A 19,470-nucleotide genomic window follows, 5' to 3' on the forward strand; every position below is an offset into this window, starting at 1 on the left:
GTCACATCAACAGTCCCGCGGCGGTGACGACGCTCTGGGCGATTTCCGACATCTTCTTCTTTTCGTTCATCGCCGTCTGGCGCAGCAGCGCGAAGGCCTCTTCCTCCGACAGTCCGCGCATTTTCATCAAGATGCCCTTGGCGCGCTCGATGAGCTTGCGTTCCTCCAGCGCCGAGCGGGCATCGGCAAGCTCCCGCCGCAGCCGGCTGAAGGCATTGAAACGGCTGACGGCCATGTCGAGGATCGGTTTGACCCGTTCCTTCTTCAATCCGTCCACGATATAGGCCGAGACGCCGGCATCGACAGCCGCCTCGATCGAAGCCGTGTCGGAGCGATCGACGAACATGGCGATCGGGCGAGAGACCGTGCGCGTCAGCTGGAACAGATGCTCCATCATGTCGCGATTGGGGTTTTCGATATCGATGATGATGACGTCGGGCATCAGCGTTTCGATGGTGCGCGCGATGCCGTTGACCTCATGCACCACGGTGACGCGCGCATGCCCTGCCTCGCGCAGTCCTTCTTCGATGATGGAGGCGCGTATGGCATTTTCGTCGATCACCAGAATTGTCAGATCGAGATGCGTCATGACTCTATTTATGACGCGCTGCAGCAATTCTGGCAAGGTGCAAGCCTCAAAAATGTGCATGAATATGGATGCCTAAAAAATGACCATATTGCCGTTGTTTCGGGCTGCGCCGCTGGTCAGCAGTTTCCGGCCCGTCACCGCTTGAGGAAGCGATCCGTTTCGGCGAAAAGGCGTGACGCTTTTTGACCTCCATCTTGTGAGGGGCCAGCAGCGCGTGATCCTCGGGCGGAAGGCAAGTAGAATGGCCACCAGCGACTTTCATCCGATCGACCGGATCGCTTCGGACAATGGAGCGGCAGCCCGCTTGCTGCGGGCGATCGAGGCGGTTCTCGGCATCGCGGCAGCGTTGGTTCTCGCCGTGTTGCTCGTCATGGTGCTCGTCACGGTCTGCCTGCGCTATTTCTTCGGCACTGGCTTCATCGGCGCCGAGGATTTCGGCATCTGGCTGAACGTGGCCCTGGTCGCGCTCGGCGCGCCGCTCAGCCTCAACAGTGCGCTTGCCATGCGCCTCGATGTTTTCGTCAGGATGCTGCCGGAAGGCCTGCAGAGGGTCACGCGCATCGGCGCCGATGTCTTCACCGTGCTTTCGGCGTTGATCCTCGCCTTCGGCGGCCGCGAGATCATGACGATGCTCGGCGGCGTCTCGCCGACGCTCGGCCTGCCGGAATGGATCCGCTTCGGCTTCCTCGGCGCCGGCGGCGCGCTGCTCCTCATCGTGCTGCTTCTGCAGCGCATCGCCGACGGCCGGGTCCTGCCGGTTGCTCTTTCGCTGGTCCTCGGCATCGCGCTCTATGCCGGCATTCCGCATATCTCGGTTGATCTCGACTGGCCGCCGAGCATTTTCCTCGGGCTGATCGCGGCGATCGGCCTGGTGCTTGCCGCACCGCTGCCGCACGCCTTTCTCGCCGCAGCCTATGCCGCCATCGCTTTCGGCAGCGGCCTGCCGGAGCCGGCGATCGTTTCTGCGACCGTCACCGGTATCTCGAAATTCCTGCTGCTCGCCATTCCCTTCTTCCTGCTCGCCGGCGGCCTGCTGACGGCGTCGGGCGTCGCCAATCAGCTCGTGCGCTTTGCCGCCGCCATGGTCGGTCATCGCCGGGCCGGACTGGCGCAGACGACGCTTCTGACCAGCGTTCTGTTTTCCGGCGCTTCCGGCTCTTCGGTCGCGAATGCCGCTTTCGGCGCATCGACCTTCCAGCCCGAGCTGGTCAAACACGGTTATCGCCCGGCGCAGGCGGCGGCGATCATCGCTTCGACATCGGTTCTCGACAACATCATCCCACCTTCGATCGCATTTCTCATCCTTGCCTCGGCGACCAATCTTTCCGTCGGCGCGCTGCTGGTCGGCGGCTTCTTCGCCGGCGGGCTGATGGCAATATGCCTGGCGGTCGCCATCCATCTGACCGTGCGTGAGCAGGCGCCCTTGCCGCGGACCAGCGCGAGACAGCGCTGGCAATCGGCGGTCCAGGCGATCCCGGCCTTCGGGCTGGGTGTCATTGTCGTCGTCGGAATCCGCATCGGCATCGTCACGACGACGGAGGCGGCAGCGCTCGCCGCTTTCTATACGCTGCTGCTCGGCATCGGCGCGCGGCTCGGCATCCTCTCGCTCTATGCCGCCTTCCGCCAGGCGGCGGTCGAGACGGCGGCGATCGGCCTGCTGATCGGCACGGCCGGCCCTTTCGCCTTCCTGCTGGCGGTCGACGACGTGTCTTCGCTGATCGCCCATTTGACGACGGCGCTCGGCGGCAGCGCGCTGGCCGTCATCCTTTTGTCGAACGTCATTCTGCTGGCCGTCGGTCTCGTTCTCGACATCGGCGCCGCGATCCTGCTCTTCGGCCCGATCCTGCTGCCGGCAGCGATCGCAGCCGGCATCGATCCGATCCAGTTCGGCGTCATCATCGTCGTCAACCTGATGATCCACGGACTGACACCGCCGCTCGGCATGCTAATCTTCGTCGTCAGCGGCGTCACCCGCATTCCCGCCTCAGAGCTCTTCCGGGCGGTGGTTCCCTATCTGCTCGCTCTCCTGGTCTCGCTCGCAATCCTCTGCGCCTGGGCCATCATTTTCTAATCAACAGGACAACCCTATGAACAATCTTGACCGCCGCAATTTCCTGAAAATCGCAGCGCTCGCCGGAACGGCGCTCGCAGCGCCCGCCTTCGTCCGCACGGCCGCCGCTCGCACGACGACGATCACGATTGCCTCGCTGCTCGGCGACGACAAGCCGGAAACCAAGATCTGGGTGAAGATCGGCGAGCTGGTCGAAGCCAGGCTTCCCGGCCAATTCAAGTTCAACATCGTCAGGAACGGTGCGCTCGGCGGCGAGAAGGAAGTGGCCGAGGGCGTGCGCCTCGGTTCGATCCAGGCGAGCCTCTCGACGGCCTCGTCGCTTTCCGGCTGGGCGCCGGAGCTGCAGATCCTCGATCTGCCCTTCCTCTTTCGCGATGCCGACCATGTCCGCAGGACCGTCGGCGGCGATGTCGGCGCCGATCTCAAGCAGAAGCTGCAGGCGCAGAATTTCGTCGTCGGCGATTTCATCAATTACGGCGCCCGCCATCTCTTGACCAAGGAACCGGTCACTCGGCCCGAGCAGCTCAAAGGCAAGCGCATCCGTGTGATCCAGAGCCCGCTGCACACCAAGCTCTGGAGCGCATTCGGCACCACGCCGATCGGCATTCCGATCACCGAGACCTACAATGCGCTCGCAACCGGCGTCGCCGACGCGATGGACCTGACCAAATCGGCCTACTCAGGCTTCAAGCTCTATGAGGTCGTGCCCGATATGACCGAGACGGGCCACATCTGGGCATCAGGCGTCATCTATTATTCCTCGGCCTTCTGGGCTGGCTTGAACGACGATCAGAAGACCGTCTTCCAGCAGGCTTCCAGCGAGGGTGCGGCCCATTTCAATCAGCTGATCGTCGACGACGAGGCGAAGTCCGTCGAGACGGCGCTTGGTCATGGCGGAAAGCTGTTGACGCCGGAAGCCTTCGAGGAATGGCAGAAGGGCGCGCAGGGTGTCTGGGCCGATTTCGCGCCGGTTGTCGGCGGCATAGACCGGATCAAAACCGTTCAGGCGGCCTGAAGCGGGGGAGGGCGGACCGCTGACGTTCCGATAGGGCCGACTGAAAAATCGGCCCTGTCGTCGTTCGGGTGTATCGGAAAAATAATGCCGCCGCAGGCCTGAAATCGAAAGAGCATGCCTTCGGCGATCGTGGTATATGACTTACTTAAAATCCTGGAATGGGAAGTTTTTAATCTTCGGCCGGTGCGATCCTGTTGACCGCAATCTCGCGACCGCTTCCGGCGGACAGATCCCATGGCCTCGATTTGAAACAAACAACATTGAACACAAGGCTTTGGAGGGCCGACCATGAGCTTACGCATCAACGATATTGCCCCCGATTTTACCGCCGACACCACCCAGGGGCCGATCAGCTTCCATGAGTGGATCGGCAATGGCTGGGCCGTCCTGTTCTCGCATCCGAAGAATTTCACGCCGGTCTGCACGACCGAGCTCGGCGCGATGGCCGGCCTGGCGGGTGAGTTTTCCAAGCGTGGCGCCAAGATCATCGGCATCTCCGTCGATCCCGTGGAAAGCCATGCCAAATGGAAGAACGACATCAAGACCGCCACCGGCTTCGACGTCGAATATCCGCTGATCGGCGACAAGGACCTCAAGGTCGCCAAGCTCTACGACATGCTGCCGGCCGGGGCCGGCGAGAGCTCGGAAGGCCGCACGCCCGCCGACAACGCGACGGTGCGTTCGGTTTTCATCATCGGTCCGGACAAGAAGATCAAGCTGATCCTCACCTATCCGATGACGACAGGCCGGAATTTCAACGAGATCCTGCGCGCCATCGACTCCATCCAGCTGACGGCCAAGCACCAGGTGGCGACACCGGCGAACTGGAACCAGGGCGAGGACGTCATCATCACCGCCGCGGTTTCCAACGAAGACGCGATCACGCGTTTCGGCTCCTTCGATACGGTTCTGCCCTATCTCCGCAAGACCAAGCAGCCGACGGCCTGATCGCTGTTTTCAAATCTTTCCTGAAGCCGCCGCGGCCATTGGCCCGGCGGCTTTTTTGCGTCGTCTGCCCACAAGTCCGCCGCTTTGCCGCGCCTTCACATACACGGTCTCCCGGTCGCACTTTGAACAAGATACTTCACGCAGTTGCGCCTACCGAGAAATGGGTTGCGGCCACGTAGACCCGCGATCAGGGCTTTTCAGATTTCGCTGGCGCATCCAACAACTGGATCAAAACGCCATCGCTCCCCCTGAGATCGGTCAAATCGAGAAATGTGTGAGGGCCGTAAACATTGTCCCACGTTGTCACGGTATTGCCGTTTGAGCTGGTTCGTTTGGAGGTGTTCTGGCTCAGGTGAAGTGTTCTGACGATGTCATCAAAATATGCGCGTTTGTTTGGCGTATTGGATGCCACTCCGCAGTTTGTGGCGTTGATAGTGGGCCCGCTGATCTTCTCAAGAAGTAAGCTGAAGGGACCTGTGGTGAGATTTCCTTCAAAGACTTCGAGGTGGCGCGTGATATCTGGGCTCTGCTTTTCCGTCTTATCCACTGACTTCCGCATGACCATCGCCTGCGCTCTCGCACTGATATGTTCAAAGTTCTCGGGCTCAAGCGTGCACATCACCTCAAACGCGTTGATGACCGCATCATCATGATTCTTCAAAGGACCCGTCGCCGTGGCGTGTTCGGCGGTTGCTGCAAAAGCTGAAACGGAGTGAATGGTGCTCAGCAGGATAACGCCAATACCGATCTTAGTCACAGGCATGTTTAGTCTCCACTCTGGTGGTCCGGGCGTCTAATAGAGCGCGAGCCGCGACAAGCGAAGCCGTACCTGCACAAGCTGAACTGGAAATGAACGACGAGATTGACATCAGTTTGGTAGGCGGTGTGTCGGGTCGCAATTCGACTAACATGCTTTAAGCTGTTTCAAGCCCGCGGCTATGACGGAATGGCTGCTTCGTGGCCCATCAGCGGATATCAGTCTAGCACGCTGCATCCCGCCGGAGTTCCCGACCTAAAGCAGGTGCGACAATTGGCTCACGGCAAACTCGCCACCCACCTCTCATCGTGACGCTGACACTCGTTACGAGATTCGCCGACGGACATTGATCCTTGCGCCACGCCAAATGGGGAAGCGTCGCGCCTCGATTGATGTTATCTAGAAATCCAGCGTCGTGATGGAAGTCGAACCTGCCGAGATCCGATGATAGGGCGAAAGCGTCAATCCGACATGGGGAGGAGAGCGGCGAGGGCCGTGCTTTCGCTCGGCTTTGTGTTTTCCGCTGCAGCCACCGGAAATGCCCAGCCGGAAGTAAGCGCTGCCGAGCCGGCCTGCCTCTTTTCCGGGCCTTCGGCGTCGGGATCGGGTGAGACGCTCTGCATCCGCAAGGACAGTTTCAATCGCGACCTCTGCGCCGCGATCGAGCATTTCGCCGACGCCAATCAATTGCCGCCGGATTATTTCGCCCGTCTCATCTGGCGCGAAAGCACTTTTCGCCCCGATGCCGTCAGCTTCAAAGGGGCGCAGGGGATTGCGCAGTTCATGCCGGGAACGGCGAAACTGCGCGGCCTCGAAGACAGCTACCAGGTGCTGGAAGCGCTGCGGAAATCGGCGCAGTATCTCGATGAATTGCGCAACCGTTTCGGCAATCTCGGCCTTGCCGCCGCCGCCTATAATGCCGGCGAAAACGGTCTTGCTTCTTACCTTGCGTCAGGCAGATTGCCTTACGAGACGCGCAGCTATGTCATGGCGATCACCGCCCATACGGTGGAGGAGTGGAAGGACAATCCGCCGGAAGACGCGGCGGCCCCGCTCGACAAGGACAAGCCCTTTGTCGACGGCTGCGTGGCGCTTGCCGAACGCCGGATATTGAAGGACACGCCCTGGCGTCCGGAGGGCGATTGGGCGCCCTGGGGCGTCCAGCTTGCCGCGAACGCCAATGTCGCGGTCGCCCGGCGCATGTTTCGTGATGCCGTGGAAGATCTGCCCGCGCCGCTCAATGCGGAACAGCCGCTGATCCTGCGCCAGCGCGATCGCAGCTTCGGCTTTCGCCCGCGTTATGCCGCCCGCATCGGCCGGCAGACGCGCCTGGAAGCCAACAATCTCTGCAACCAGATCCGCAAGCACGGCGGCACCTGCCTTGTTTTCAAAAATCAATAGCGGGGCCGCCATCCTTGGCGAAAAGTCCGCTTGCAGGATCGCGACACGGCGCAGCATAGTCGACGCAGATATCCCAAAGGGAGGAACGACAATGCGGGTTTTGGTCATCGGGGCAACGGGCCATGTCGGAACCTATCTGGTTCCTCGCCTGGTGGAGGCAGGTCACGACGTCGTCACGATCAGCCGCGGCGCGGCAAAGCCTTACACCGAAAACCGCGCCTGGGCTTCTGTCGATCAGCGCCAGATGGATCGCTCAGCGATGGAGCGGACGGGTGAATTCGGCCTGGCCGTGCGAGAGTTGGAAGCCGATATCGTCATCGACATGATCTGCTTCACGCTGGAGAGTGCCGAGCAGCTGGTGACGGCGCTATCCGGGCATGTCGGTCATTTCCTGCATACCGGCACGATCTGGACGCATGGCCACCCCGTGGCCGTGCCGACACTCGAAGAGGCGTCGAAGTCGCCATTCGGTGACTATGGTATCCAGAAGGCTGATATCGAAACCTATTTGCTTCAGCAGGCAAGGCTTCACGGCTTTCCGGCGACCATCATCCATCCCGGCCACATTGTCGGCCGCGGATGGGCGCCGCTCAATCCTGCCGGCAATTTCAATCTGCAGGTCTTTTCGACCCTTGCCCGCGGTGAGCCATTGGCGCTGCCGAATTTCGGCCTGGAGACGGTCCATCACGTCCATGCCGATGACGTGGCGGCGATGTTCATGGATGCGATCGCCAACTGGAATGCGTCGACCGGCGAAAGCTTCCACGCGGTTTCGGCGCAGGCGCTGACGCTTCGCGGTTATGCCGAAGCCATGTCGCGATGGTTCGGGCGGGAGCCGAAACTCAGCTTCGCCCCATTCGACGCCTGGGCCGAAAGCCAGACAGCCGAAGACGCGGAGGCGACATGGGAGCATATCGCCCGCAGTCCGAATTGCTCGATCGCCAAAGCCCGGCGCCTGCTGGGTTACTCCCCAAGATATACGTCGCTGCAGGCCGTGCAGGAGGCTGTCGGCTGGCTGGTCGGGCAGGGGAGGATCTCGACCCGCTAACGGATCAGTATAGCCCTGAAATCATTGACGTTGGTGCCGGTCGGGCCGGTTTCGAAGAGATCGCCGACGGCGGCAAAGCCCGAATAGCTGTCATTGCCGTCGAGCAGCCGGCGCGGATCGAGCCCGGCGGCGCGCAGGCGCTTGACCGAGCCGCCATCGGCAAAGGCGCCGGCATTGTCTTCGGAGCCGTCGATCCCGTCCGTGTCGGCGGCCAGGATATGAATGCCCTCGGCACCATCGATCGCAAGCGCCATGGCGAGCGCGAATTCGCCGTTGCGTCCGCCCTTGCCGCCCTTGGCACGGAGCGTCACCGTCGTCTCGCCGCCGGACAGGATGACGACGGGTTTCGAAAACGGCCTGTTCCGGCCGAGCACCTCGCGGGCGATTGCCGCATGCACCTGCGCCACGTCGCGTGATTCTCCCTCGATCGCATCCGATAGGATGGCGGGCTCGATCCCTTGCGACTTCGCCAGGGCGGCCGCGGCCTCCAGCGACACACCCGCAGAGGCGATGATGTGATGCTCGTGGCGTAGGAAGACCGGATCCTCCGGCCGCGGCGCATCGGCCTTCGGCGAGTTGAGATGGTCGAGGGCTGCCTGGGGCAGCCGCAATCCATATTGCTTGATGATGTCAAGCGCATCGTGCCGCGTCGAACCATCAGGCACCGTCGGCCCGGAGGCGACATGGGCCGGGTTGTCGCCGGGAATGTCGGAGACGATCAGGCTGACCACCCTTGCACTGGTGGCTGCCGCAAGTCTCCCGCCCTTGATGGTCGAGAGATGCTTGCGCACCACGTTCATCGCCGAGATCGGCGCGCCCGAGGCAAGCAGCATTTCATTGAGCGCAATCTCGTCTTCGAGGGTCAGCCCCTCCGGCGGAGCAGGCAGCAGCGCCGAGCCGCCGCCGCAGATCAGCGCGACCACCAGATCGTCTTCCGTCAATCCGTTCACCGTCTCCATCAGCCGTCTTGCCGCGGCAAGTCCTGCCGCGTCGGGAACGGGATGGGCAGCCTCGATGATCTCGATGTCGCGTGTCTCGCAACCATAACCGTAGCGTGTGACTACCAGACCCGTAAGCGGCCCGTCCCAGACGCTTTCGAGCGCCCGCGCCATCTGCGCCGCACCCTTGCCGGCGCCGATCACCACGGTCTTTCCCTTCGGCGTGTCGGGCAGGTTCGCCTTGATGCCGGTCAGCGGATCGGCGGCGCGAACCGCCGCGTCGAACAGGCTTTTCAGGAAATCGCGGGGAGCGCTTATCGTCATCGGTGGTCTCTGCTGCCTCAAGTGTCGATCGTGATGCGGACTGTCGGCGCATGGGCGTGCCGGCGTCAAGGTCGAAGATGAGGCAATGTGACGCCCTTGGGCTGCAAATTCTGAATCGTCGAAATGAACGCATAGGAACGATAGAAAGCATTAACCATAGTCCCGTAGACAACGAACAGGATCAAAGGAACCTGTGTTCGATGGCTACTGAAATGACCTGCCGCCCTGCCGCCCCCAATGAAGGCGTGGTGATTGCTTTTCCCTCCGGAACCGGAACCGCCAATATCGAGCGCTGCGCCCGTGAACTCGGCCGGCGGCATGGCGCGGATGCGATCGCATTCTGGAGGGCCGAATGCCGCAGGCTTGCCGATCAGCTTCTGGCAGCCGGGATGTCGGAGAGCGACGTCGGCGAGCGGGTGCTGCAGTTTCAGCAGGATGTCCAGATCGAACTCGTCCTCAGCCATCAAAACGGGCCAGTGCCCAAGTCACAAAACCGCTAGCCCGATCTGATATTTACCGCAGCAGCCCGGCGGACCGCAGGGCGTCTTCAATGACCTTGTGAATGCCCCCACGGTTGCTGCCCGCGGCGAATGGATCTGCGGTATTTTCCGGTTGCGCCGCGGAGGGTTCGGCATTGCGCCGCTTCTCAAACGAGGGAAGCAGACCCCAGGATCTGGCAATTTCGACCGTCGAGGAAATTCCGACGTCAAGCATGAACGGGCCGCTTGCCCCGTAGCCGGAGCCGACATCGAGCGGCGTGCCGTGATCCATGCCGGCAATCGTATGGAGCTCGATCACCTCCACCCCATGCGCATCGGTCCAGACCCTTCGCTGATGTCGTCCGATATTTTCCACGCGCGCTGGCGATGTGTCGACGCCGTGGATATTTCTCCATTGCTCCACAATCACATTCGCATTGGACGGGACGACGGTTCTGTCGGCGCTTCCCTGCCAGAGCGACACTGTCGGCCACGGGCCTTTGTGGCCTGAAGCGTTTCTCAATCGCTGCTCCAACTCTTTGGCGGTCGGCCCGCCATGACCGCGCATTCGGTCGAACGCCTCGGGAACGGTCGTGGCACTGGCATAGGGCAGACCTGCTATGATCGCGCCGCCGGTAAAGACTTCCGGATAGGTGGCAAGCATCGCGGCGGTCATGGCGCCGCCGGCCGAAAGCCCGGTCACGAACACGCGCCTGGCGTCGATACCGTGTTCCGCCACGACCTTCGCGATCATCTGGCGAATGGAAGAGACCTCGCCGTGATCCCGGCTTATGTCCTCCGGGTTAAACCAGTTGAAGCAGAGGTTGGGATTGTTTGCCCTTCGTTGCTCGGGAAACAGCAGCGCGAAACCATAATCCTCTGCCAACCCAGACCACCCCGATCCGATATCATAGCCTGATGCAGTCTGGGTGCAGCCGTGCAGGACGACGACCAGGGCCATGTCTTTTGCGCGGTTCGACGGCAGGTAGGTGTAACCTCCCAAAGCCCCCGGGTTCGCACCGAATGCGCCCAAGGCGACGAGATTGGGATTTTCCTGCGCGGGGCGGGGGCGAAGCGTGCCTCGCAGGGCAGCAAGGCGTGCGAGGGTGTCTGACATGGATCTCATCAAAGTCTCCGCCAATCAGCTGCCGAAATGGCGGTGATGCCTGACTAAACGCCTCAGCCGGCAGAAAGTTGCTGCGCTGCACAATATTTTCCGAGTAGCCGGATTTCCGGGGACGCGGACAGCTCGGCAGTGCGAGGAACTTCGGCCCGAAAATGGCGTTGATGTTGTCGATTGACAGCATGGATGCTGCAATCCAGCGAGGCTTTTCAGATGTCGAACAAACCCAACTTCTTCTCTTCCTTTGCAACCATCGTCGCCGACTTATCGGGAAAACCGTTCACCTTTGTCGCGGCGCTGACGCTCGTACTCGCCTGGGCGGTATCCGGCCCCTTTTTCGGCTATTCTGAAACCTGGCAGCTTGTGATCAATACGACCACGACCATCATCACCTTCCTGATGGTGTTTGTGCTGCAGAACAGCCAGAACCGCGACGGCAAGGCGGTGCAGGCCAAGCTCGACGAGCTTATCCTGACGAGCCAGGCCGCCAACAAGTTCGTCGGTATCGAAAAGCTGGAGGAGGAGGAACTCAGGGAAATGAGCAAGACGCTTGCCGCGCAGGCCGAATGCGTCGAGGAAAAAGCGGATGAAAAATCTGCAGCCGATGCAGCGTCCACCTGATGCGCGTTTCAGGTCGTTGTCTCTGAGATCTGGTCGTGGTGTTGCCGACGCATTTCCTCAATGGCCTCGGCATCTCTCTTCTCAGCCGAAATCCAGTGATTTCTTGCCTTGCTCGATCGGATCAGTTCGTCGAGCTTGGCATGCAGCGCCATCATGTCCCGATTTTGGGAATTCTGCACCAGCAGCAAAATGAAAAATATGATGAGCGTGCCGACCATGTTGGTCAGCAGAAACCATTGCCGCGGGAAGGAAAAATGCAGACCGGCTGCCGCCCATAAGACTGCCAATATGATCAGTGTCACAGGGACCGCGCGATGTCCTGCCCACAAGACGGCAAAGTCGGAGACCTGTCGAAAACGCCAGCGCATACGTCTCTCCACAGCGCACAACATTGAAGATGGGGCAAATCGAAGCTGTTTCCATCACCCCGGCTCAATAAAATCCGCGTTGCCAACAGTATAAAACCCGCGTTTCCGCGGGTTTTAATCTATGTCACCGAACGGCGACGAGCCACGACGACAAAGTCAATTCAGTTTGAGCGACGGCTCCCGGCCCCAGACACGCAATTTGCCGAGCGCCTTGATAAAGGCCGCGACATCTCCGGCTGCTTTAAGCGCAATCACGCCTTCATCCAGTGAATCGGCAATGCCGGCCTTTTGCATCAGCGGCAGCGCCGTTTCCACATAGCCGATGAACTTGCAGTGCACGAAGGCATCCGAGACGAAATCACGGGCCGTTGCCTCCTTCAGCAGATCACTGCTTCCCGCCGACGAGGGGAGCAGCGCGACGGCGTCGTAGAGCACCGAAGGTCCGCCGTCGATCATCTGGTGCGCCTCGATCCAATTGCCGTCCGAGAGCGTCACGCCGCCGATCTTTGGCGCGATCACTTCGAATACGGCCTTCTGTTCGGTAATTTCGGCAAGCAGCGCCCTGAAGATCGCGGCATCGGCGCCGTCGGTGACAAGAATGCCGAGCTTGCGTCCTTCGAACCGCTTGGGGCCGCGCTCGACGATGCTGAGCGCCGGCGACGGCTCGAGATCCTGGCGTGTCGGCATGGCGGCATCGGCGGGCTTCGGCATCGATTTGAAGCCGAGTGCGTGGCCGACCTTGCTCGCCAGCGTCTCATCGATGTTGATGAGATGGGAAACCATGCGCTCGCGAATGACCGGTGTTTCGACCTTGCTCAACTCGAAGATCAGCGCTGCCGCGATATGGCGTTGCTCCGGCGGGGTCTGGCTGATGAAGAACTGCCTGGCCTGGCTGTAGTGATCGGCAAAGCTTTCCGGCCGCAATCGGACCTTGGCACCCTGCTCCTCGGCCGGGAAGTGACGATAGCCCTGTACCGGCGATTCCCGCGGCCCCTGATTCCAGGAATTCGGCTGGTAATTGACCCGCCCGACAGGATTGCGCATCGCCATGTGGCCATCCTGCTGGAAATTGTGGAAGGGACATTTCGGAGCATTGATCGGCAGATGGGTGAAATTCGGGCCGCCCAGACGTTTCAGTTGCGTGTCGAGATAGGAAAAGTTCCGCCCCTGCAGCAGCGGGTCGTTGCTGAAGTCTATGCCGGGCGGAACGTTCTGTGTCATGAAGGCGACCTGCTCGGTCTCGGCGAAGAAGTTTTCGGGCATTCGGTCGAGCACCAGCCGGCCGACCGGTTTGACCGGAAGGATCTCCTCCGGAATGATCTTCGTCGGATCGAGGATGTCGAAGTCGAACGTGTCGGCGAAGTCCTGGTCGAAAAGCTGGACGCAAAGTTCCCATTCCGGGAAGTTTCCTGACTGGATCGACTGCCAAAGGTCGCGGCGGTGGAAATCCGGATCCGCGCCATTGATCTTGACCGCTTCGTTCCAGGCGACGGATTGCAGGCCGAGTTTCGGTTTCCAATGGAATTTGACGAAGGTCGATTCATCGGCGGCGTTGACGAAACGGAATGTGTGCACGCCAAAGCCCTCCATGAAACGGAAGGAACGCGGGATGGCGCGATCCGACATGACCCACATGATCATGTGCATGCTTTCGGGGGTGAGGGAGATGAAGTCCCAGAAATTGTCATGCGCCGACTGCGCCTGCGGAAATTGCCTGTCGGGTTCCGGCTTTACGGCATGAATGATGTCGGGAAACCTGATCGCGTCCTGAATGAAGAAGACCGGGATATTGTTGCCGACCAGATCCCAATTCCCCTGCTGCGTATAGAGCTTCACCGCGAAGCCGCGCACGTCGCGCGCCAGATCGAAGGAACCCTTGCTGCCGGCGACTGTCGAAAACCGGACGAAGGCCGGCGTCTTTTCGCCGGGCCGCTGGAAGAGATCGGCCCGGGTATAGGCGGCCAGCGATTCATATGTTTCGAAATAGCCATGGGCGCCGTAGCCGCGCGCATGCACGACCCGCTCGGGGATGCGCTCGTGATCGAAATGAAAGATCTTTTCGCGGAAATGGAAATCATCGATGAGGGCGGGGCCACGGGCGCCGAGACGAAGCGTGTTCTGATCATCGGAGACCGGGCCGCCTTGCGCCGTGGTTAGCACCGGCATGCCGTCTTCGGCAAACTGATGAAGCTCACCACCTGCACCCCGATGCAGTTTCTGATCATGAATCGTCGCGTTGTCCGAGGGCGAGGTCTTCGTCTTCTTGGCCATCTATTTTCTCCGGAAAGGGTGTGACCTATCCGAAGCTCAAAAATGGCCACATGTTCCGTTTGATGAGAAATAAACAGCCACTGTGGAAAGAAGCCGCCTGACGGCGGCAGATGATCCAACAACACCAAAGCCGCGGCCCGCACAAAAATAGGGTGCGGGGCCTTTCGACCCCGCACCCCGGTTTCAATCAATCCTAGATACGAGGCCTGACGAGGAGATCTTCCTCTTCGTCGCGTTGAGATCCGCCGAACGCGGCGGCGGCGGAGGCAATGAAAGCCCCGACCAGAAGCGACAGCGAGCCGAGCAGGGCGGTGGTCGAGGCCGCCTTGCGTGCCTCGTCGGCAGCCTTCTGGGTGGCGACCTTGGCATCGTCGATCCGCTTCAGCACCGTATCGACGCGGGTGCGTGCGTCGGCCTCGGAAAGGCCGGTTCGCGAAGAGACGATGGTGGCGAGATAGGCCTTGTCGTCCTCGGGAACCTGGCCCGCGGCGGCGCCGTTGAGCAGGATGCGGGACACTTCGGTTGTTGCCGCGGCATCGTTGGATGTCGCTGCGGCGCGCGCCTGATCGGGGCGCAGCAGCGCGTCGGTAAAATAGGACGTGGACAGATCCACCGGCGAGGTGGCCGACGATGCTGCCGCGGTACCGGCGGCGGTGGCGGTCGATCCCACGGCCTGTGCGGCCGCACCCACGGCCTGTGCACCGGCGCCGGCGAGCGAAGTCAGCGACGAGGCCAGAAACCCGGCAACGAAGACGGTCGCCAGAGCCCAGCTCAAGAACCCATGCGCGGTGTCACGGAAGAAAACCTCATCCGTGTGGACGGCCGCCCATTTCGTCCGCAGCCGGCCGGTAATATAGCCGCCGAGCGCCGAAGAGAGCCATTGCACGAGAACGAGCCAGATTGCCGCCGTCACACCGAGTGTCCCGAGCGAACTGCTTTGCCCCGACCAGGGCGACACCATCGTCAGCCCGAGCCCGGATCCGAGCAGCAGAAGGATGAGGGTCACGCCGATGGCCGCCGCGGCGCCCCCGAAGATAGGCCCCCAGGTCATAGCCGATTTGGAGGATTCGACCGGAGTGGCAACCTCTCCGGAACCTGTCATTGAAACCGACATGATCTGTTCCTATCGCATAAACAGAGCCAGAAGAATGATGATAGGCAGTGGAACACCGAGCAGCCAAAGTAGAATACCGCGACCCATAAGAGACCTCCTGTCAAAGCTGACGTTACGTGGTTGATGCCACTCAACTTTTAACCACGGCGTTTGTTCCCGGCCGGCGTGATCGTCGACGATCTTCAGACGCGGATGATGAAGATCGACGAAATCTGGGCGCTCGCGCTAACGCCAGCCGAGGCGCGCGCCTATATCTTTAAACTCAGGGTGGTCTGAGAGTGCGTTCTGGGGAAATACTCGGGTGGCTCCCAAGGGGAGGCACTCATGGCTGCATCACAGCGTAGACGGGAGAAGCATCGATGAACAGATTTCGGGCATTTGCAGCAGCCGGCGCCATTAGCCTTGCCGCCATGATTTCCGCTTGCGCGACGCCACCGAATTCATATGGCAACGCATCGGGATATCAGCCGGGAGATTCCATGAACCCGGCCTGCGCCGACGGCTTCCGACCCGGCGACGGTCGTTCGTGCAGCTACTAAGGTGGTTGGCTCTGCTTGCCGGAGGCATCAGGTCGGCTTTTGGCGAACGCGCAATGTCTGGCCGGTAGGATCGATCGGCTTCAGGCGTCATTTCCGTTTGATGGTAGCCCCGACAGCAGCACCGCGCGCAATGCTCATCGCGCCGTCGTCAATGATCGAGAGAGAACGGCCACGTGATCTCGTGGCAGCGACGTGACGTCAATCTGCCGCCCGACCCCATTCTTAAGTTAATGGCAGTCGCGTCCTGCCGTAGTCTCTATACCATCAAGCCGGCAACGCAAAGATGGCCGCTTCGTCGCTTGTTGCTTTGCTAAAGGCGAATGCGAGGACGCCCCAGCCCCGGAGTAATCACCGTCGATAACGCTGGCGCCCCGCGACGCTGTTCTCTTGCGACCCTGAATTTCTGGGCCGATTCCAACAATGTCACTGGCCGCTAAGGGGCAAGGCATCGATCAACTGGTGCACCTTATCGGTTGCGTAGACGATATCCTCGCGGGGCAAATGCACCGTGATTTCGATCTCCTGCCATCGACCGCCATTATTTCTAGCGTAACTCACGGCGGCCTGTAGAGATTTGAATTCAACTGCGGGCGCGGGCGTTTTGTTTCCAGCGTCTGAACAAAGAAAAGGTCGGGGCGAATCCTCGCGCCGACCTCTTTGATGCATCAGAACGGTGCCAGTACATCCGTGGTCACCAGCAAAAGCTATCCGATGGATTGAGTTTATGCGTCTTGTGAATTTTCGCAAGGATTAGGCGGATGCTGATTTGGGGCTAAAAGTGAGAATGAAACGCCTGTTTTCGGATTCATCAACGAAACAGGCGATTTCTTGAAAATGGCTCCCCGGGCCGGATTCGAACCGGCGACCTGTCGATTAACAGTCGAATGCTCTACCGCTGAGCTACCAGGGATCACTGCTTGGCGCGGTGTGAGTGGGCTAATACAAATGCTTGCCCGATTTGCCAAGCGGTTTTTTCAAAAAAATGAAATGAACTTGTATTTGGGTCGTCTGTGCCCATCTCTGGGGAATGACGAACGGGAATGAGCGCGAAGAGACGAGGGGCGGCGAAAAGCCCGGGAAGCGGGCAAGGCGCTTCGGCATCGATCATGCAAGCGGCAGGCTCATGCTCGGTTCCTTCAGCATCGGCATGCCGCGGTCCCGTATCGCGCGGATGGCGATCGGTGTCGCCCTCATTCTTTGCGGCTTCCTGGGCTTCCTGCCGATCCTGGGCTTTTGGATGCTGCCGCTTGGTTTCCTCGTGCTCTCGCACGATCTGCCTGTCGCGCGCCGGCTTCGCCGGCGGCTGGCGGTCTGGTGGCACAGGCGGGGGAAGCCGGCTGGCTGAGAGAGCATCCGAAGAGAGGTCGCGGAAAAGCGACTGGATTTTCGCCTTCTTGGTTTATGGATTGTAAGATGCGAAACGCGTCAAAATGGTCAGCTGAGGACATGAAAGCACTTTTTGTTGTCGCCCTTTCGGCGGCGACGATTCTCTCAAGCGTTCCCGCCGAGGCCCAGGCCGTCGACAGCCGGGGTTTTGACGCTCGCGGCATCTGCCGCCGTCCAGAGGGCTGTACGGTCGATCACGGCCAGGGGGGTGGTTATGACGGGCCACGCAACTATCGCAATTTCAACGGCCGGAACGAGCGTGATGGCAATAACGACCGCGACCGAAACGATCGCCGCTATCGTAATCAGAATAGAAGCGACAATTTCGACGGCCTGAGCAATCGCCTGGCCGCAAGCCCTGTTGCCGTTGAGGCGGGTGCATCGCTCAGGCGAATCTAGTTGGACCTGAGTTCGCTTTCCTCGAAAACGCCGTTGGGGCCTTGATCGAGGCTGGTCACCATCAGCAGGCTGCTGACGGCAAGGAGGAGGACGAGCTTCAGCACGTAGGAAAGGGACAGCTGATGCCGGCTGCCTCGTGAGACGCGGGAAGGTGCAACATAATATTTGTAGTAGAAGTGCGGATCGCTCGTTTCCAGCAGGTTCTGGTAGACGTGCGGCGGAATGTCCGCATGTTTCACCGGTGGAGAACCCGGGAATTTTACATGAAGATCCCGGCTTTCGGCATCATATGCCGCATGCACGTGCTTCGATTTGAGGGCAGCCCAATCCATTGCAGCTCCTATCACCCTCCCAGGGCCAATATGAGACCCGCAGGGCGATGGTCAAGCTGACAATTTGTTTCAAATGCATAGATTGGCAGGAAACGGGACATCATCGGCGGCAGGGAAATTCCACCCTGCGCTCGTGCCGGTCGGGCACGGGAAATAGCCTTTGGGGCAGCGGCGGATTGGCGTTTTTCCGAAATGCCCTCTTGCGATTTCCTTACGATCATTCTAAACGCTCGCCACGGCTCAGATAACGAGCGCGTGAGGCCTCGTGGCGGAGTGGTGACGCAGAGGACTGCAAATCCTTGTACCCCGGTTCAATTCCGGGCGAGGCCTCCAAACTTTCCCACACGACATAACACGGCTGAAATGTACCCGAGCAGCGACGCTCTGAGGTGTATCGCCGCGTGGCCGTCGCATGGCCTGATGCTCGCTGCATGAGATTGCCGCAGACGTTATGCGGGAACTATCTTTGAGCGCGCTTCGGCACCCGTGTCACTTCAAGGTCGTTTCGCCATCCAGCAGCCCGCAGCAGAATATGCCGATGAGCGCTGCGATGATGAAAAAATCGAACAGCGTCAAATATTCGAAAATCGCAGACATGGCCTGCACCTCCTACTTTCCTCCGTTGAAAATCATAACATGAAGGGGAGGGCGATTCCACGTTTGCATTGGAGAGCCTCGTTGCCTCTGTGGCGCGGAAGAAGCGCCTGCCGGATTCTTTTCGCCGGCGGCTGCCAAGCCTTGAAAGCATCGGTGGCGGGGATTAAGAGACGAGGGACAGGAACCGCTTTCAAGAGCGAGAGGACATGATGGATTTCGAAGCAGCGCGCGCAAAGATGGTCGACACCCAGGTTCGCACGACGGACGTTACCTCGCATTCCGTGCTGACGGCGCTTCTCACAGTGCCGCGTGAGGCATTCGTGCCGGAGAGGGCGAAGCTGCTGGCCTACATCGACAACGATGTCGAAATATCGGCCGCCGCACCGGGAAAGCCGGCCCGCTTCCTGATGGAGGCATCGCCGCTCGCCAAGCTGCTGCAGCTGGCCGCGATCACCAAGGATGATTTCGTCCTCGAAGTCGGCTGCGGCACTGGTTACACGTCGGCGCTGCTGTCGATCATTGCCGGCTCGGTCATCGCGCTCGAATGCGACGAGGCGCTGGCCGCCGAGGCAAAGGCCAAGCTTGCCGACTACGCCAAGATCGAGGTGGTCACAGGGCCGCTCGAAAAGGGCTACGCTGCCGGCGCTCCCTATGATCTGATCTTCGTCAACGGCGCAGTCGAGGAGGTTCCGGCAGCGCTTCTCGGCCAATTGCGCGATGGCGGCCGTCTGATCACGGTCGAAGGCTATGGCAATGCCGCCCGCGCCAAGGTGTTCGTCGCCGAGCGCGGCGCGATTTCGGAAAACGTCTTCTTCAATGCCTCCGTGAAGCCGCTGCCGGGTTTCGCCAAGGCGCGCGAATTCGTTTTCTGATCCCGTTTTCATCGATGAATTCAGCAACGGGCGCCATCGGCGCCCGTTTCTCATTGCAGCGCCTTTTGGCGCTGCAGCAGTTTGACTCTACGCATCGCCGGAAAGCCTTCACAAACATCGTTTATCCTGCCGCCGCCGCCTCGCAAACATCGGGTAACAAAACTGTGCATGGCCTCATTCATTTGATTCGCGATGATTTTTTTCACGTCTGAGGTATTCTAAGGTCGCGGTGATTCGGATGACCGCTCCACATCGTCCGGTCGTTGTTTTTGGATAAC

At 60.4% G+C, this 19,470-nt stretch carries 20 protein-coding genes and 2 tRNA genes; 12 read left to right on the forward strand and 10 right to left on the reverse strand.

Features of this window, described 5'->3' with window-relative positions; translation table 11 throughout:
- Nucleotide 1: 1 nt before the first annotated feature.
- On the reverse strand, nt 2-589 hold the full coding sequence (locus tag AMK05_RS09300) for an ANTAR domain-containing response regulator (RefSeq protein ID WP_064838202.1): 588 nt from the start codon (nt 587-589) through the stop codon (nt 2-4).
- 241 nt (nt 590-830) lie between these two features.
- Here AMK05_RS09300 and AMK05_RS09305 point away from each other — a divergent pair, with 241 nt between their 5' ends.
- The 3 genes from AMK05_RS09305 (at nt 831) to AMK05_RS09315 (ending at nt 4,623) form a co-directional block, all read left to right on the forward strand.
- Nucleotides 831-2,660, forward strand: a complete 1,830-nt coding sequence (locus AMK05_RS09305) for a TRAP transporter large permease (protein ID WP_064838203.1) — start codon at nt 831-833, stop codon at nt 2,658-2,660.
- 16 nt (nt 2,661-2,676) lie between these two features.
- A complete protein-coding gene (locus AMK05_RS09310) occupies nt 2,677-3,675 on the forward strand; it encodes a TRAP transporter substrate-binding protein (RefSeq protein ID WP_064838204.1) in 999 nt (332 codons plus the stop codon).
- A gap of 288 nt (nt 3,676-3,963) precedes the next feature.
- The gene (locus AMK05_RS09315) at nt 3,964-4,623 is read left to right on the forward strand and encodes a peroxiredoxin (protein WP_017960145.1); all 660 of its coding nucleotides are present in this window, start codon (nt 3,964-3,966) and stop codon (nt 4,621-4,623) included.
- A gap of 187 nt (nt 4,624-4,810) precedes the next feature.
- Here the strand turns inward: AMK05_RS09315 and AMK05_RS09320 are convergent, their stop codons facing one another.
- Nucleotides 4,811-5,386: a hypothetical protein gene (locus tag AMK05_RS09320; protein WP_064838205.1), complete on the reverse strand. Its 576-nt coding sequence runs from the start codon at nt 5,384-5,386 to the stop codon at nt 4,811-4,813.
- A 438-nt stretch (nt 5,387-5,824) separates the two neighbouring features.
- On the opposite strand from AMK05_RS09320, the gene AMK05_RS09325 reads away from it, so the two are divergent.
- A complete protein-coding gene (locus tag AMK05_RS09325; RefSeq protein ID WP_064838206.1) occupies nt 5,825-6,781 on the forward strand; it encodes a lytic transglycosylase domain-containing protein in 957 nt (318 codons plus the stop codon).
- 91 nt (nt 6,782-6,872) lie between these two features.
- On the forward strand, nt 6,873-7,829 hold the full coding sequence (locus AMK05_RS09330; protein ID WP_064838207.1) for an NAD-dependent epimerase/dehydratase family protein: 957 nt from the start codon (nt 6,873-6,875) through the stop codon (nt 7,827-7,829).
- Here the strand turns inward: AMK05_RS09330 and AMK05_RS09335 are convergent.
- Nucleotides 7,826-9,091 carry a glycerate kinase type-2 family protein gene (locus tag AMK05_RS09335; protein ID WP_064838208.1) on the reverse strand — a complete coding sequence of 422 codons (1,266 nt, stop codon included), beginning with the start codon at nt 9,089-9,091 and terminating at the stop codon, nt 7,826-7,828. The two genes, AMK05_RS09330 and AMK05_RS09335, sit on opposite strands and share 4 nt — an antisense overlap.
- Before the next feature lie 200 nt (nt 9,092-9,291).
- Here AMK05_RS09335 and AMK05_RS09340 point away from each other — a divergent pair, with 200 nt between their 5' ends.
- Nucleotides 9,292-9,591: a DUF6074 family protein gene (locus tag AMK05_RS09340; protein WP_064838209.1), complete on the forward strand. Its 300-nt coding sequence runs from the start codon at nt 9,292-9,294 to the stop codon at nt 9,589-9,591.
- 13 nt (nt 9,592-9,604) lie between these two features.
- Here AMK05_RS09340 and AMK05_RS09345 read toward each other — a convergent pair whose 3' ends face one another.
- Nucleotides 9,605-10,696: an extracellular catalytic domain type 1 short-chain-length polyhydroxyalkanoate depolymerase gene (locus tag AMK05_RS09345; protein WP_064838210.1), complete on the reverse strand. Its 1,092-nt coding sequence runs from the start codon at nt 10,694-10,696 to the stop codon at nt 9,605-9,607.
- 210 nt (nt 10,697-10,906) lie between these two features.
- Between AMK05_RS09345 and AMK05_RS09350 the strand changes: the two genes are divergently transcribed.
- Entirely contained in the window at nt 10,907-11,314 is a 408-nt protein-coding gene (locus AMK05_RS09350) for a low affinity iron permease family protein (protein WP_064841322.1), read from the forward strand.
- 8 nt (nt 11,315-11,322) lie between these two features.
- Here AMK05_RS09350 and AMK05_RS09355 read toward each other — a convergent pair whose 3' ends face one another.
- From AMK05_RS09355 to AMK05_RS09365, 3 genes are all read right to left on the reverse strand, one after another.
- On the reverse strand, nt 11,323-11,682 hold the full coding sequence (locus AMK05_RS09355; RefSeq protein ID WP_064838211.1) for a low affinity iron permease family protein: 360 nt from the start codon (nt 11,680-11,682) through the stop codon (nt 11,323-11,325).
- 156 nt (nt 11,683-11,838) lie between these two features.
- On the reverse strand, nt 11,839-13,953 hold the full coding sequence (locus AMK05_RS09360; protein WP_064838212.1) for a catalase: 2,115 nt from the start codon (nt 13,951-13,953) through the stop codon (nt 11,839-11,841).
- Between the two features lie 193 nt (nt 13,954-14,146).
- Nucleotides 14,147-15,067 (reverse strand): hypothetical protein, encoded by a 921-nt coding sequence (locus tag AMK05_RS09365; RefSeq protein WP_064838213.1) that lies wholly within the window; start codon nt 15,065-15,067, stop codon nt 14,147-14,149.
- Nucleotides 15,068-15,426: 359 nt separating this feature from the next.
- On the opposite strand from AMK05_RS09365, the gene AMK05_RS35505 reads away from it, so the two are divergent.
- The gene (locus tag AMK05_RS35505; RefSeq protein ID WP_082336857.1) at nt 15,427-15,606 is read left to right on the forward strand and encodes a hypothetical protein; all 180 of its coding nucleotides are present in this window, start codon (nt 15,427-15,429) and stop codon (nt 15,604-15,606) included.
- Nucleotides 15,607-16,441: 835 nt separating this feature from the next.
- On the opposite strand, the gene AMK05_RS09370 is transcribed toward AMK05_RS35505, so the two are convergent.
- Nucleotides 16,442-16,516: transfer RNA gene (locus AMK05_RS09370), tRNA-Asn, on the reverse strand.
- Nucleotides 16,517-16,633: 117 nt separating this feature from the next.
- Between AMK05_RS09370 and AMK05_RS09375 the strand changes: the two genes are divergently transcribed.
- Entirely contained in the window at nt 16,634-16,951 is a 318-nt protein-coding gene (locus AMK05_RS09375; RefSeq protein WP_064838214.1) for a hypothetical protein, read from the forward strand.
- 101 nt (nt 16,952-17,052) lie between these two features.
- Nucleotides 17,053-17,391: a hypothetical protein gene (locus AMK05_RS09380; RefSeq protein ID WP_064838215.1), complete on the forward strand. Its 339-nt coding sequence runs from the start codon at nt 17,053-17,055 to the stop codon at nt 17,389-17,391.
- On the opposite strand, the gene AMK05_RS09385 is transcribed toward AMK05_RS09380, so the two are convergent.
- Complete coding sequence (locus AMK05_RS09385) at nt 17,388-17,723, reverse strand: KTSC domain-containing protein (RefSeq protein WP_064838216.1); 336 nt, start codon at nt 17,721-17,723, stop codon at nt 17,388-17,390. The two genes, AMK05_RS09380 and AMK05_RS09385, sit on opposite strands and share 4 nt — an antisense overlap.
- A 259-nt stretch (nt 17,724-17,982) precedes the next feature.
- Between AMK05_RS09385 and AMK05_RS09390 the strand changes: the two genes are divergently transcribed.
- Both AMK05_RS09390 and AMK05_RS09395 read left to right on the forward strand, forming a co-directional pair.
- A tRNA-Cys gene (locus AMK05_RS09390) sits at nt 17,983-18,056 on the forward strand.
- A gap of 470 nt (nt 18,057-18,526) precedes the next feature.
- Nucleotides 18,527-19,192: a protein-L-isoaspartate O-methyltransferase family protein gene (locus tag AMK05_RS09395; RefSeq protein WP_171899766.1), complete on the forward strand. Its 666-nt coding sequence runs from the start codon at nt 18,527-18,529 to the stop codon at nt 19,190-19,192.
- A 50-nt stretch (nt 19,193-19,242) separates the two neighbouring features.
- Here the strand turns inward: AMK05_RS09395 and AMK05_RS35170 are convergent, their stop codons facing one another.
- The gene (locus AMK05_RS35170; protein ID WP_171899767.1) at nt 19,243-19,398 is read right to left on the reverse strand and encodes a hypothetical protein; all 156 of its coding nucleotides are present in this window, start codon (nt 19,396-19,398) and stop codon (nt 19,243-19,245) included.
- Nucleotides 19,399-19,470: the final 72 nt, after the last annotated feature.

The organism is Rhizobium sp. N324 (assembly GCF_001664485.1).
Taxonomy (GTDB): domain Bacteria; phylum Pseudomonadota; class Alphaproteobacteria; order Rhizobiales; family Rhizobiaceae; genus Rhizobium.

Excerpts from the sequence above, each read along its gene's own strand:
- AMK05_RS09300 (WP_064838202.1), bottom strand. The coding sequence starts at position 589 with ATGACGCATCTCGATCTGACAATTCTGGTGATCGACGAAAATGCCATA.
- AMK05_RS09305 (WP_064838203.1), top strand. The coding sequence starts at position 831 with ATGGCCACCAGCGACTTTCATCCGATCGACCGGATCGCTTCGGACAAT.
- AMK05_RS09310 (WP_064838204.1), top strand. The coding sequence starts at position 2,677 with ATGAACAATCTTGACCGCCGCAATTTCCTGAAAATCGCAGCGCTCGCC.
- AMK05_RS09315 (WP_017960145.1), top strand. The coding sequence starts at position 3,964 with ATGAGCTTACGCATCAACGATATTGCCCCCGATTTTACCGCCGACACC.
- AMK05_RS09320 (WP_064838205.1), bottom strand. The coding sequence starts at position 5,386 with ATGCCTGTGACTAAGATCGGTATTGGCGTTATCCTGCTGAGCACCATT.
- AMK05_RS09325 (WP_064838206.1), top strand. The coding sequence starts at position 5,825 with ATGATAGGGCGAAAGCGTCAATCCGACATGGGGAGGAGAGCGGCGAGG.
- AMK05_RS09330 (WP_064838207.1), top strand. The coding sequence starts at position 6,873 with ATGCGGGTTTTGGTCATCGGGGCAACGGGCCATGTCGGAACCTATCTG.
- AMK05_RS09335 (WP_064838208.1), bottom strand. The coding sequence starts at position 9,091 with ATGACGATAAGCGCTCCCCGCGATTTCCTGAAAAGCCTGTTCGACGCG.
- AMK05_RS09340 (WP_064838209.1), top strand. The coding sequence starts at position 9,292 with ATGGCTACTGAAATGACCTGCCGCCCTGCCGCCCCCAATGAAGGCGTG.
- AMK05_RS09345 (WP_064838210.1), bottom strand. The coding sequence starts at position 10,696 with ATGAGATCCATGTCAGACACCCTCGCACGCCTTGCTGCCCTGCGAGGC.
- AMK05_RS09350 (WP_064841322.1), top strand. The coding sequence starts at position 10,907 with ATGTCGAACAAACCCAACTTCTTCTCTTCCTTTGCAACCATCGTCGCC.
- AMK05_RS09355 (WP_064838211.1), bottom strand. The coding sequence starts at position 11,682 with ATGCGCTGGCGTTTTCGACAGGTCTCCGACTTTGCCGTCTTGTGGGCA.
- AMK05_RS09360 (WP_064838212.1), bottom strand. The coding sequence starts at position 13,953 with ATGGCCAAGAAGACGAAGACCTCGCCCTCGGACAACGCGACGATTCAT.
- AMK05_RS09365 (WP_064838213.1), bottom strand. The coding sequence starts at position 15,067 with ATGTCGGTTTCAATGACAGGTTCCGGAGAGGTTGCCACTCCGGTCGAA.
- AMK05_RS35505 (WP_082336857.1), top strand. The coding sequence starts at position 15,427 with ATGAACAGATTTCGGGCATTTGCAGCAGCCGGCGCCATTAGCCTTGCC.
- AMK05_RS09375 (WP_064838214.1), top strand. The coding sequence starts at position 16,634 with ATGACGAACGGGAATGAGCGCGAAGAGACGAGGGGCGGCGAAAAGCCC.
- AMK05_RS09380 (WP_064838215.1), top strand. The coding sequence starts at position 17,053 with ATGAAAGCACTTTTTGTTGTCGCCCTTTCGGCGGCGACGATTCTCTCA.
- AMK05_RS09385 (WP_064838216.1), bottom strand. The coding sequence starts at position 17,723 with ATGGATTGGGCTGCCCTCAAATCGAAGCACGTGCATGCGGCATATGAT.
- AMK05_RS09395 (WP_171899766.1), top strand. The coding sequence starts at position 18,527 with ATGATGGATTTCGAAGCAGCGCGCGCAAAGATGGTCGACACCCAGGTT.